This is a genomic window from Pseudomonas sp. D1HM (assembly GCF_019266105.1).
Taxonomy (GTDB): domain Bacteria; phylum Pseudomonadota; class Gammaproteobacteria; order Pseudomonadales; family Pseudomonadaceae; genus Aquipseudomonas; species Aquipseudomonas taetrolens.
In genome coordinates this window covers 1-13,549 of the sequence record NZ_LRMN01000008.1, presented here as the reverse complement: position 1 = coordinate 13,549, position 13,549 = coordinate 1, and the positions used below count along the sequence as shown (strand labels likewise).

The 13,549-nt window shown below is 56.2% G+C and carries 7 protein-coding genes and 1 tRNA gene; 3 read left to right on the top strand and 5 right to left on the bottom strand.

Translation table 11 applies throughout. The features are described 5' to 3' along the window. Positions 1-19 precede the first annotated feature (19 nt). The gene (gene gabD, locus AWM69_RS11870) at positions 20-1,462 is read right to left on the bottom strand and encodes an NADP-dependent succinate-semialdehyde dehydrogenase (protein ID WP_218726932.1); all 1,443 of its coding nucleotides are present in this window, start codon (positions 1,460-1,462) and stop codon (positions 20-22) included. 347 nt (positions 1,463-1,809) lie between these two features. On the opposite strand from gabD, the gene AWM69_RS11865 reads away from it, so the two are divergent. The 3 genes from AWM69_RS11865 to AWM69_RS11855 all read left to right on the top strand — a co-directional run bounded on the left by AWM69_RS11865 (position 1,810) and on the right by AWM69_RS11855 (position 6,142). Next, positions 1,810-1,886 (top strand) — tRNA-Arg (locus AWM69_RS11865). Positions 1,887-2,543: 657 nt separating this feature from the next. Beyond that, positions 2,544-2,744, top strand: coding sequence for a CopG family transcriptional regulator (locus AWM69_RS11860; RefSeq protein WP_131654881.1), 201 nt, complete (start codon positions 2,544-2,546; stop codon positions 2,742-2,744). A gap of 239 nt (positions 2,745-2,983) precedes the next feature. Then, positions 2,984-6,142: a UDP-N-acetylmuramoyl-tripeptide--D-alanyl-D-alanine ligase gene (locus tag AWM69_RS11855; RefSeq protein WP_218726931.1), complete on the top strand. Its 3,159-nt coding sequence runs from the start codon at positions 2,984-2,986 to the stop codon at positions 6,140-6,142. A gap of 176 nt (positions 6,143-6,318) precedes the next feature. On the opposite strand, the gene AWM69_RS11850 is transcribed toward AWM69_RS11855, so the two are convergent. The 4 genes from AWM69_RS11850 to AWM69_RS11835 all read right to left on the bottom strand — a co-directional run. Then, positions 6,319-7,509 carry an HlyD family type I secretion periplasmic adaptor subunit gene (locus AWM69_RS11850; RefSeq protein WP_218727003.1) on the bottom strand — a complete coding sequence of 397 codons (1,191 nt, stop codon included), beginning with the start codon at positions 7,507-7,509 and terminating at the stop codon, positions 6,319-6,321. A 93-nt stretch (positions 7,510-7,602) separates the two neighbouring features. Then, on the bottom strand, positions 7,603-9,786 hold the full coding sequence (locus AWM69_RS11845; RefSeq protein ID WP_218726930.1) for a type I secretion system permease/ATPase: 2,184 nt from the start codon (positions 9,784-9,786) through the stop codon (positions 7,603-7,605). Continuing rightward, the gene (locus AWM69_RS11840) at positions 9,783-11,201 is read right to left on the bottom strand and encodes a TolC family outer membrane protein (protein ID WP_218727001.1); all 1,419 of its coding nucleotides are present in this window, start codon (positions 11,199-11,201) and stop codon (positions 9,783-9,785) included. Before AWM69_RS11840 ends, AWM69_RS11845 begins: the two co-directional genes overlap by 4 nt. Before the next feature lie 248 nt (positions 11,202-11,449). Beyond that, a partial coding sequence (locus AWM69_RS11835; RefSeq protein ID WP_373274320.1) for a BapA/Bap/LapF family large adhesin occupies positions 11,450-13,549 on the bottom strand: 2,100 nt, incomplete at its 5' end.

Genomic DNA, 13,549 nt, shown 5'->3' with positions numbered 1-13,549 from the left:
TGTTGAACCACCCGCCGGGTTAGATGCCCAGGCAGAGATATTTGATTTCCAGATAGTCCTCGATGCCGTATTTGGAACCTTCACGGCCCAGGCCCGACGCCTTGATACCACCGAACGGTGCGACTTCGTTGGAGATCAGACCGGTGTTGACGCCCACCATGCCGTATTCCAGAGCTTCAGCCACACGGAATACACGGCTCAGGTCACGGGCATAGAAGTACGACGCCAGACCGAACTCGGTGTCGTTAGCCATCGCGATCACTTCAGCTTCGTCTTTGAAACGGAACAGCGGGGCCAGCGGGCCAAAGGTTTCTTCCTTCGCCACTGCTGCGTTTTTCGGCACGTTGATCAGGATGGTCGGTTCGAAGAAGCTGCCTTCCAGGCTATTGCCACCGGTCAGCAAGGTCGCGCCTTTGCTCAGTGCGTCGGCAATGTGCTCCTTGACCTTGGCCACTGCCTTGTCATCGATCAGCGGACCTGTGGTGGTCCCCTCATCCAGGCCGTTACCGATTTTCAGCTTGGCGACCGCTACTTTCAGCTTTTCGGCAAATGCATCGTAGACCGAGTCCTGAATGTACAGGCGGTTGGCGCAGACGCAGGTCTGTCCGTTATTGCGATACTTGGAAATGATCGCGCCTTCGACGGCCTTATCCAGGTCTGCGTCGTCAAACACGATGAACGGCGCATTGCCGCCCAGCTCAAGCGATACTTTTTTAATGTCTTTGGCACATTCAGCCATCAGTTGACGACCGATTTCGGTCGAACCGGTGAAAGACAGTTTGCGCACGATCGGGTTGCTGGTCAGCTCGCCGCCAATGTCACCGGCGCTGCCGGTCACAACGCTCAGCACACCTTTCGGGATACCGGCACGATGCGCCAGCTCAACAAGGGCGAGTGCCGAGAATGGGGTTTGCGAAGCCGGTTTGATCACCATGGTGCAACCCGCTGCCAGCGCCGGGCCTGCTTTACGGGTGATCATGGCTGCCGGGAAGTTCCACGGGGTAATGGCAGCCGTTACGCCGATCGGTTGTTTGATCACGATCAGGCGCTTGTCTGGCTGGTGGCCCGGAATCACATCGCCATAAATACGCTTGGCTTCTTCAGCGAACCACTCGATGAACGAAGCGGCATAAACGATCTCGCCCTTGGCTTCAGCCAATGGCTTGCCTTGCTCCAGCGTCATCAGGCGACCGAGGTCATCCTGGTGCTCGATCAACAGCTCAAACCAGCGACGCAGCTTGGTCGCGCGTTCCTTGGCGGTCAGGGCACGCCAGGCCGGCAACGCATTATCTGCAGCTTCAATGGCGCGACGCGTTTCAGCCGCGCCCATTTTAGGCACTGTACCGATGATTTCACCGGTCGCAGGGTTATTGACCTTGATCGTCTGACCACCGTCCGCATCAACCCAAGCACCATCGATGTAGGCTTGCTGGCGGAACAATTGTGCGTCTTTGAGCTGCATGTGGGCTTTCCTTAACAGCACCGCGCGAGGGCGGAGCGAATTATTAGAAGTGAAAGGCGCCGTAAAAGGCTGCCGTCAGGAAGTCATACACCGGCCAAAGTATCTAGAAAACGCACAAAGTAGAAGCCGTGCGGTTTAGCACTCAGACAAGAGCGTTTGAAATCTCAAACGAATCCTAGGGTTAAAGGGGGTAAAGGACAATAGGCTGTTCGAAAAAAAGAACAAGCGGTCGTCTGCTGTGGTTTGCTGACCCAAGCCTCATTAATAGCCCATAACGCGGTAAGAAACACCTGACGAATCAGCGGCATGGACGAGCGACACGCAGATGAGTATTATGGCGCCGCGTTGCACCAGTAGCTCAGCTGGATAGAGTACTGCCCTCCGAAGGCAGGGGTCGTGGGTTCGAATCCCGCCTGGTGCACCATTTTCTTTAACTGCGGGTCGGAAGCTGACTTTCCGACAAGCAGTGTCGCTACTGACCGCCACAGCACTGCCAAGTGTTTTCAGAGAGCCACCGCAAGCGTGAGCCCTGACAGTCCGGTCGATTTCAGCCCCCTCAGAACACCTGCTGCTTCCCTTCATTGCCCGATATCATCCTGACTGCGCTTTGTTGCTTCCTGCACGCTCGGCTTTTAACCCTCCCCCTTGATAGAACCTCCTGCCGCAGACATAAGCATCCGGTTACCAGCGAGCCAGAACCATTCGTTCGAATACCCGCAAACTCGCTCAGCAAAAGCTATCGCTTCATATCGACAGATTGCGCCCCTCCTGGCCAACAATTGATAGCCATTAGCCACTTACTTCAACTGAGCTCGCTAAAGGTTAATTGCCCTGCCGGGCACTCCGGAATTTCAACTACCTTTCCGTAATATCACAATGGCATTACCGAAGTATTTGCTAGAACTCAAGTTCATGAGCCTGCGCAGGCTGGACGTTTTTACGGCGTTCCCGTGTAAAGTTTTAGATCTCCGCAACTAGGGCACTTGCTAAGCCTTTCAAAGCTACTATATAAATGTATCATTTGCTGAAATAACAGTCGTCCGCTGCCTTCGGCGCAGCGGCGTAATATGAAGGGCCGATCATGGATAAGAAATCTGCACGACTGACTATATTGATTGATGCGCCAACTAAAGAAAAATTAGAGGCGCTGTCTGCAACGGTCGACCTGACAGTGTCACAAATTCTTAGAAAACTCATAAAGAACCACCTGAACACCCTCGAAACACCGATAGACATGCCGATTAAAGAAACACTGCAGGGCCCGGTACATACAATTAACTAGTACGTCAGTACTAATTAATTTGAATTAACACTAAAGGAGTATATTCGCACTAAAGAATTAAAATTCCAGTGCGACACACCCCTACTAGTTTTTTCCATTCGTAACGCATGGGCATTTTATGTGACACACCGCACATTAGTGTCATCTTCGCCCAGGCAGGACGAGAAAGACTGAGCAATACCCAACACTTATTTCCGTGCGCTCTCTGTTTTCATGTGACGTTGACTATGGATTTTCTTATGTCTTTGATACAGCAACTCGACGCCTGCCACACTTTATTGGTCAACATTGATGCAGGCACGAGTGTCCGCGATGAAGCGAAAACACCTTGTACGCTCTTTTTCTCCATCAGCAACGGCACTCAGCGGGCGGAGGTGATTCAGTCCAGCGGCGATACCTTCGAGCAGGCGTGGAGCGCAGGCGTGCTGAGGCTAGCGCAACCGAAGACGCCACCCAATCAAGAGCAGCCACCGGAACGCCTGTGGTTGAGGGTCGAGCGAGCCGTCAACATCACCTCGCTGTCATGGGATGAATTGCAGGAGCGCTTTAAACGCTACAAGCGCAACTACTTCAGGTACGGGCTCGCTTTCGACCCGGCGCTGGAGACTGCCTTGACCGAGCAGGAGCTTAATGGCAACGCCATTCTTTACGGCGGCCCAACGGTTCCCCTCGCCAGCTTCAACATGAACAATTTCTCGGTTTACGCGAAAAGACGGTTTGAGGATTCCGCTGCGCAGGCCGCCGCCATAAACGCACAGGCCTTTCCTCAAACCCCGGTGTACCTGTTCCAGACTCAAGGTGTTTTCTGTGCAGAAGACGGAAAAGCCTATGCCCTCAGCAGCTCTGGGCCCGATGTCGGTCGACGCACGACGGGGTTGCTGGACGCAGCCGATGTCAGGAGCAAGATTGAGACGGCCTCAGACTTTCTTCGCCATCAAGTCAAGGACAGCGGTCAGTTTGTCTACGGCCATTTCCCCTGTTTTGATCGCAGGATCCAGAACTACAACACACTGCGTCATGCCAGTACCACGTACTCAATGATCGAGGCCTGGGCACTGGTCAAGGACCCTGAGCTCGAAGCGTCCATCCACCGGTCCCTCGATTACCTTACACACCACCTGATCAAACCTTACACCTTGCCAGACGGCAGCCATGCCGCGTTCCTGGTCGATAGCGGTGACGAGATCAAGCTGGGAGGCAATGCGGTCTGCCTGCTGGCACTGGTCAAATACTGTGAAGTGACCGATACCCGAGACTATCTGCCGCTGCTCGAAGCCCTGGCCAATGGCATTGCCTGGATGCAAAACGTGCAGACTGGTGGTTTCAATCACGTCTTGCACGCTAAAGACCTGAGCGTCAAAGCGCCTTTCAGAATTATTTACTATGACGGTGAGGCCGCATTCGGCTTGATGCGTCTCTATGGTTTAAGCGGCGACGAACGCTGGCTGAACATCGTCGAAAAAGCGTTCGACTACTTCATTGCCAAAGAGCACTGGCGCGAACACGACCACTGGTTGAGCTACTGCGTCAATGAGCTGACTCGCTACCGGCCTGAAGAAAAATACTTTCGCTTTGGCCTGAACAACTTCGTCGACTACCTGGATTTTGTGCAACAACGCATCACGACGTTCCCGACACTGCTGGAATTAATGATGGCTGCGCAGCAGATGCTGCAACGCATCGAAAAGCAGCCCGCGTTGCGACATTTGCTCAACGAAGTCAATCTGGATGCGTTCTATCGCGCGTTGCATCATCGCGCCGGGCATTTGCTCAACGGTTATTTCTGGCCGGAAATGGCCATGTTCTTTCGCAACCCGTCCCGCATCGTGGGCTCGTTCTTCATCCGCCATCACGCCTTCCGCGTCCGTATCGATGATGTCGAACACTACCTTTCAGGCCTTATCGCTTATCACCGTTACCTGCTCGATGGCGCTCCTCAGGTTCAAACAGTGCAGCAGAGTACCGACGGCTGGCGCTGGGACGCAGCAACCGTTGCACGAGCGACCGGCGGCACCTGGGCAGTTGCGCCAGCGCCAGACTGGCAAGCCACGGGGCTCACCCCTTCCATGCTGCATTTCAAACCGCAGCGCATGCTGACCCGACCATTGAGCTGGGTCGGCCCCAATGAAACACGACTGGCTAAGGTTTGGGCAAAAGCGGATAAGGCAAAACGCCCGTCTGCCTTTATGTGCGTCGACCCGACCCCCTATCTGGATACCGGCCTGCCAGTGCTGCAAGTAGCGGACACTGCAGACGCCATGCTGAGAATGGGTCGCTATGCCAGGCAAGCGTTCGGCGGACAGGTGTTCGGCGTCACCGGCAGCGCCGGCAAGACCACTGTGGTTGCCATGCTCACTCATGCGTTGCAGCAACTGGGCACAGTGGCGCAAACCGAAGGCAACGCCAACCTGCCTCATGGCATCGCCTGGAACCTGGCTAGCATGACGGATCCGGCGAAATTCTGGGTACTGGAAATGGCGGTCGGCAGAATGCCCCTCAACTCCGACCTGGTACGCCCTCACATTGCAATCGTCACCAGTCTGTCGCCAGCGCACCTTGAATACCACGGCACCCTGGAAAACCTGGCACGCAAGAAAAGTGCAATTTTCAGGTCCATGGCGCCTGGCAGCCATGCCGTGCTGAACCATGACATGCCCTACTATTCTGTCTTCGCTCAAGCGGCCGAGCGTGCGCAACTGACTGTCATCAGCTACGGCGAGCACCCCCAGGCAGATCTGCGAGTGATCAAGTGTCTGACACAACCGTCCGGTCTGCAGGTCGATGCCAATTTTCAGGGCACTCCCGTGCAATTCAAACTGCGGGTCCGTGGTCAGCACATGGTACTCAATGCGTTGTCGGTGCTGGCCTCTCTGAGGGCCGCTGGCTTGTCCACAAGCGAAGCACTGGCAGCACTGGAATCGTTCGAGGCGGTTTCCGGCCGCGGCAACACGCTCACCATCCCGTGCGACGGCGGTGAGTACCATCTGATCAATGATGCCTATAACGCCAACCCGGGTTCGATGATGGCCTCACTGGACATGCTGGCCGACTTGCCAGGTTCGCCCGCCCAGCGCGTCGCGGTGCTGGGAGACATGCTTGAGCTCGGGCCAGACACACAACGCTATCACCTGGAACTGGCCCCAAACCTGCTGGCTGCAGCACCTCGTCACACCGTACTCTGCGGCCCGCTCATGCACGGCGTCTATGTGCATTTGCGCGATCAGTTGAGTATTGAGTGGTTCGAGAACGTCGATGCCCTGCTGGCCAAGCTGCCAGAGCAGGCCGAGCAGTGGTTCCGGGCGGGTGACAAGGTGTTGGTAAAAAGCTCGGGAGGCACCCGTCTCTCGAAACTGGTGGAAGCCCTCACACCCTCTGAGCAAGCCGTCCAGGCAGTCTAGAGCCGGCAACTGCCGAAGTTGTTGGCTGGCGCCTGAACGGGCCAGTCAACAGCGCCATCACAGACAGACACACTTCGCAGTCCCCCCCCTACCATTGCATCGTAGATAGAAGGCCGGCCCGATGGCCGGCACTTCAGGCCCGTGCGCTTTCAGGCCAGCATCACGACGCCCCTGGTTTAGCGCTCGCGCAAGGCTTCGCGCGCGCGGTTCATCGGCTTGATCAAATAATCGAGCACTGTTTTTTGACCTGTTTTGATATCCGCCGCAGCGATCATCCCCGGCACAATGGCAAAGGATTTGCCGGCCTTATTGTGGAGTTCATTGGCATTGGTGCGGATGAATACACGGTAATAGAACACTTCCGGCTTGACTTCATCCTGGATGGTATCGGGCGAGATCATCACGACCTTGCCATCCATGCTGCCGTAGATGGAGTAGTCGTAGGCGGTGATTTTGACCTTGGCATCCTGATCGGGGTGAATAAACGCAATGTCCCGTGGCGAAATGCGGGCCTCGATCAATAGCTGGTCGTCCATGGGCACGATCTGCATCAGCCGGCCATTGGGCGGGATGATCCCGCCGATCGTGGTCACTTCGATGTCTTTGACAATGCCTCTTACCGGCGAACGCAATGTCAGCCGGGTAACAGAGTCAGACCGCCCCTTGAGAACTGAAGACAGGGTTTGCACATCAGAGTTGGCCTTGGCCAGTTCTTCACCCGCCCGCACCATGTACTCGGAGCGAGACTGGGTCAGTTTCAGCTCAAGTTCTGATTTTTGCCGCTTCAGGCGCAACACCTCGACGTTACTCGCCGCACCGACCCTGGCCAGGTTTTCGGTGATTTCCAGCTCACTGCGGACCAGCCCCAGCGATGCACGCACTCCCGATTGAGACTCTTCAAGCCCTTTGCGCCGGGTCTGGTACAAATCGGTTTCGGCGGCCATCAGTGCCGGATAGTCCTTGAGCTCATCAGGAAACTTCAGTGCAACGCCTTTCACTTCGGCCTGTAACCGCGCCACGCTGGCCAGCGAAGCCCGGTACTTGGCCGCGCTCTCACCAAAGTTGGATTCGGTCTTGGTAGGATCGAGCTTGGCAAGGATCTCGCCCTGCTTGACGATATCCCCTTCGGAGACATTGAGCTCCGCAACAATACCGCCCTCCAGCGACTGAATAACCTGTTCGCGAGAGGTCGGGATTACCTTGCCGGTACCGGTCGACACCTCGTCTATTTCAAACAGATAGGCCCATATACCAAACGCCAGCAGCATTAATGCCACGCACCAGACAATCCGCGTTGAGCGCACCACTGCAGCGTCATCGAGGCTATCATCGCCAGCATGATCATCGCCTGGTGAAGCACCCGCAATGGGCACGCCTGGCTGCTGCTTCAAACCCGAAGAACTTTTGTTATTGAACATCAGAGCCATCCTTTCGCGCAGTCAATTGCATGGGCAGCCGACTCACTGCGCCTGATTCCTGGGTTTTGAAAGCCGCGCAATCGCGTTGTCCTTGGTGTCATCGATCACAACCAAACCGTTGTCGACAACAATGATCCGGTCCACCAGGCTCAATACGCTCATCCGATGTGTCGCAATGATCAGTGTGCGCTGTGCACCCCACTGGCCCAGGCTCTGAATCAGCTTGCGCTCGGTGATATCGTCCATGGACGCAGTGGGTTCATCCAACAGCACAATCTGCGGTTGGCGAATCATCAGCCGGGACAATAACAATGACTGTCGCTGACCGCCGGACAAGCCAAGCCCACCCTCCAGAATCATGTGATCCATACCCAGCGCGAATTTACTGATGAACTCCATCGCACCCGTCAACTCCAGGGCTTCGAGGATTTCCTGATCGCTCGCGTGGGGTGCTCCCAGCATCAGGTTTTCGCGCAAGGTGCCGTGGAACAATCTGGAGTTCTGGGTCAACAGGCCCACATCACGACGGACATCGGCCGGATCGATATGGCTCAACCCGACACCATCCAGCGTCAGAGCTCCCGAGCTGAGGTCGATCATGCCGGCCATCGCCTGCAGTAACGTCGACTTGCCAGCCCCATTGCGCCCCAACACCGCGATGCGCTCGCCCGGTTTGATCTTCAAGGCTTTAACGGTCAAGGCCGGCAGTTTTGCGTCTTCCGAGTACTTGAAGGCGGCCTGGTTGAACTCATAGTTGCCACTAATCACCGGCAGATGTACCCGCTTGCTGCCCTCTGCCTGATCAACCGGCAGCTGCATGATTCGGTGCATGCTCTCCAATGCCACTTTGGCCTGCTGCCAACGCGTCAGAACATGGGTGAGCTGCGACATCGGTGCCATCATGCGCGAAGCCAGAATCGATGCAGCCACCAGGCTACCGGTGGTCATATCCCCCAGCATGACCATAGGCGCACCAAACACCACAACGACAGCGAAGACCCCCCCCTGTACGTTGTGGGTCCAGGCCACCAAACCACTGGTCAGTACCCGTGAGCGCAGGCTGGCATCGGCCGCGGTCGCGTTGTAATGGTTCCATTGTTGCTGAAAGCGCTGCTCGGCCTGGAGCATCTTGATGTCGTCCAGCCCCTGAACCGTTTCCACGAGCATGGCGCTGCGCAGCGAACTTTCACGCATCGATTGATTCGCCAGCCGCGCCAATTTCTTTTGCGCCAGCAAGCCCGGAACCACCAGAAACAACAGCGCCGTCAACGGAACAGCCACCAGAGGCCCGGCAATAAACCAGTAAATCACCAGGAACATCAGGAAAAAAGGCAAGTCCGCCAAAGCACTGGCCGTGCTGGATGTAATCAATTCGCGCAGCTGTTCAAGCTCGCGCAACTGCGAAATGAACGACCCCGTGGACTTCGGCCGGGCGCTGTTACGCAACCGGATGGCATGCCCGAACACCAGGTCTGAGACGCGAATATCTGCACGCTTGCCCAGCAGATCAGTAATGCGTACACGCATGATCCGAAGGATGAAATCAAAAAACAGCGCCAGCATGACGCCACCAAACAAGACATACAGCGTCGGCATTGATTCGGCTGGAATGACCCGGTCATACACCTGCATCGAAAACAGCACCCCGGCCAGACCGAGGATGTTCGCCGCCAAAGACGCCAGCATGACGTGCCCATAAGGGCGCATATCACGCAATACAATGCTTTTGAACCAGCTCCTGTCGTAGGGCTTTACGTAGTCATCGACCCGGGAGTCCTTGGCCTGCTGGTTGGGCCGCAGAATCAGCGCCTTGGTCGCAGACTTCAGCAACTCGGCCCGACTGATACGACTTTGCAGACCTTGGTCACCGCTGTAGACAATGCCCAGTTCATCGTCGTCATTGAGCGCCTGCAGCACCCCGATTTGACCGTCGCTAAATTGCAGCACCAATGGCAAACGCCGCTGCACCAGCAACGACGGGGTGAAGTCGACAATCTTCAGGGTGAGCCCGGCCTGCCGCGCCATCTGACGCAGCACCTCGTCCACGTTGACGTCTTTACTCCATTGCGCCGCGATACGTACATTCTGCGCCGAACAATCCAGGCGGTGATGCCGCGCGACCGCCAGGATTGCTTCAAGCCAGCCTTCGTAATCCAGAGCGCTGTTCTCCTCAAGCGTCTGAGGTTCAACGCTCTCTTCGGATTCCAGCTTTACGGCATCGTTCATGGTCGGATCTCCACACCTTGGATAGTGCTGCTATCCAGATTAAATGCCGTGCGCAAGCCGCTACTGTTGTAGAGGCAATCGATTTCCAACCGGTGCAGATCAGCTGCAGTGTTAGCCCGATCCATGGCAGCCTGGTGGATTTCCTGCTCAGCGTTCAGCAAATCGAGCAACGGTCGCGTGCCCAACTCAAGGTATTGCTGGCGATACAAATCACGGGTTTCGGAAATGCTTCGCTCGCGAAAACTCAGGGTAGAGAGACGCTGCACAAGGCTGGAGGTCTGGTCACGAGCCTCAAGCAAACCCTGGCGCACAGCCAGCCGTGCGGCATCATTGGCCGATTCGGCAGAACGCAGGGCTTGTCCCGCGGCGGCTTTACGGGCATTGATGGCACCGCCCTGATACAACGGCACTTCGACGTTGAGGAACACTCCGTAGCGGGTCCGGTCGCGGCCGCCGGAAGTGCCATCATCATCGTTGCTGTCCAGGTACTGAGTGGCCGACGGATCCAGCGACAGTGTCGGCAGACCTTCAGCACGTGCCAAAGCTATTTGCGCCATGGCATCCACCTGTTGGGCCTGAGCGATCAACAGCGAGGGTGTCAGGACTTCGTCCGGATTAATCCCCTCACAGGACTGACTCAACGTAGCGGGCATGGTAGCCGTGACACTGACCGGCGTTTGCGCGCCGAGTAAACTGGCCAACGTACTGCGCCAGCGGTTATAGAGCGCAGTGAATTGCAACTGTGTCGCCACTGCCGCCTCAACCCGCGAGCGCGCCTGGATCAGGTCAGAACGGGTACTGGCACCCATGTCGCTGCGCTTTTGCGCCAGATCGGCAATGGCCGTCAGGCCTTTTACTTGTGCCTTGGAAATCTCGAGCAAGGCTTGATAACGCTGCAGCTCGATGACAGCAAAAGCGGTATCGCGCGCGACTTGGTCGATCGCCAGCAAGACCGAAGCCTGCTTGCCATTCACCCGTGCCACTGCGCTATCTACCCTACTGTCGACCTTGCCGAAGTCATACAGCATTTGTGAGAGCGACAAGGTAAAGGCCTGGCTCTGGCCATTGCCGGTCAGACCGCTGTCATACCCGGAGTTGAGCCCCGCTTTAATCTGCGGGTAATACCCTGCCCGCGCCACGGTCACAAAGTCATTTTGCTGATACAGAAGACTGATCGACTCAGCGATGGCTGGATGCCAGCCAACAGCCATTTGCACGGCTTGCGTCAAGTCAAGGTTGTCGGGGATCTCGTTTCGAGGGGCAGCCGGTTGGCTGGCGCCGAACGAATCGCCCGGTAAATTCTTGCCCACATCTTTTGGGCTGATGGTGTTGATACTTTCAGGTGCGTAGTCGCGTGTAAGCGCTACGGCCTGCTCTATCGTCAATGGCTGTATGGCGCTAGCCAACAAAGCCAAAAACAGGAACCCGAACCGATCCTTAGGCTTCAAGTAATGCTCCAAAACGGCTTACAGTCAAAAAGAAGATAGATGCTAATTCACCATGCAGTCGGATGAATTTCAGCGACATGCACAGCATTACTAGAATTCGGTGTGTAACGCCAGAGCGGTGCAATCTGCACCGCCTGGACCGTTACAGTAGACATCAAAGGGATGAAAGGAGAGTGCCAGGCCCTAAGGCCTGACCCTCCCCGCCCACAACGTGGTTAAACCACGTTGATACCGCTCTGCACCCAGAGTTGATGGGTATCATCTTCCTGGCTGGTGTACACCACGTACTCCTGCCCGTTCTCCAGTTGAGTAGTACCCACCGACCAGTTGCCCGTCAGATGGACGCTGTCTTGCTCGTCACCCTCGATAAACAATCTATCCGTTTCAGGTGCCGTCACTGCCAACAGATCTTCCAGACTCACAGTCAGATCGACTGCGCTGAAGTCGTTCAGATCGATGCTCTCGATGTCGCTGACCTTGCCAACCAGCAAGCTCAAATCAACCGTCGCATCTCCACCGTTCCACAACAGGGTGTCGAAACCAGCCCCGCCATCCACCGCTGCAAACTCGGTGTCATGGATCGCGATCTGATCAGCACCGTCGGCACCTTCAGTGATAGTAGCTTGTGACGAGTCTTCCACAATCGAGGCTGCTGCGAAGCCAGGGGCTTCGGTGGCAGGATCGCCAGGGTTGGCATCGTCCCAGACCAAATCACGATCAGGTGAGTCAACACGTACATACAGCGTGGCAGTGTCCTCTTGGCCACTTGGTGTGGTGAGTTTGTAAGTAAAGCTATCCACTTTTCCGACATCTGCAAGTGCCAGTCCCGGCGTAGTGGTGTAGCTGTAGTTACCGTCTGCATGCAACGTCAGAGTGCCGTAAAGCCCCTGCACTACCGAACCAACTTGACCCGGCATCACATAGACCCCGTTCACCAGCACACTCAGCACAGTCAGCGAAGAACCCAGGCTGTCTGCTACAGAGTGATCGCCGGCCAGTAGGACATTACCTGTCGCGGCAGTTGCTGCACCTGTGACGAACTGATCCAGGTGAGTGGTGTTCAGCGTTTGTGCAACCGTAATCGTACCCGCAGATATCAATGCACCTGTGGTGGACGACACTCGATACGACTCACCTGCCATCAGACCGGTGAAGGTATGCGTCGCGTTGGTTGTGGACTGCCCTACCACATTAGTCCAGACACCATTCTCCAGATGCTGCAGGACGATGGTTGTTGTAGGAAGTACCCCGATGCCCGCGAAGCTACGGCTGACAACTAGCTCTGCCGTCGAATCTGCATCGATCAGGACTGCTTCACCATTCGCCGTACGACTACCGATTGCTGGCGGCGAGTAGCTGAGCGCCGTAACGCTTTCAGTCTCTACCACGTTATCAATAGCAATCTGTGCCGTTGCGATGTCATCGGTTGCCACCAGCTCAACCACACCTGGAGCCGACGGATCGGCAGGATCCCAGATGACCGTGCTGTCAGTGCTGTCGATGTGTACGTACAGGTTGGCAGAAGCCGTCCCGCCCGCAGGCGTCGTCAGTTGATACGCAAAGGTATCGACCTTACCGATATTCGCCGGATCGCCATTGGCTGAGTAGCTGTAATCGCCATTGGCAAAGATCGTCAGTTCACCGTACAGACCTTGCACGACCGTCCCGACAGCCGGATCGGAATCAACAGGCTCACCATTGACTGTCTGAACCGTCGCATCTGCGCCAGTACCAGGAGAGTCCGGCAAACCGGTCACGCCGTTATCCGTGATGACGTTACCGCTGACATCGCCTCCTGTCGTATCGAAATCAACCAGACTTTCGTTATCGACACTCAGTTGCGCGGTAGCACTTGCACCCACTGCCACGACTGCAGGGTCCATTGCGAGCGTAAAGCGATACTGACCCGCCGCCAGACCGTCAACTTCAGCGCTGGAACTCGAGCCGAAGAGACCTAGCAGATCAAGCAAGCCACCGTTTACACCGCCCACATCCACAGGCGTCCAACCGCCAGCACCGTCGCTGACTTCAAGTGTTGCAGTGAACCCGCCACCCAACAGGGAAACCAGCTCGCCCTCACCGAAGGACAGATTCAAGGTGCCAGTGTTATCGCCTGTCACAGTGAATTCCTGCGACCGCGTAGTCACCCCGAGCTGAATTCCGCCCACTCCCAGCAGCGTGAACACTCTCATGTCGTCCAGCGCCGTGTTGGTCGTAACCGGAGTTACAGTGAGCTCGGCAGTAGCAACATCATCGAATGCTTCCAGGTCGGCATCAGCATCGGCATCCGCGTCGGCATCCGCATCAGCATCAGC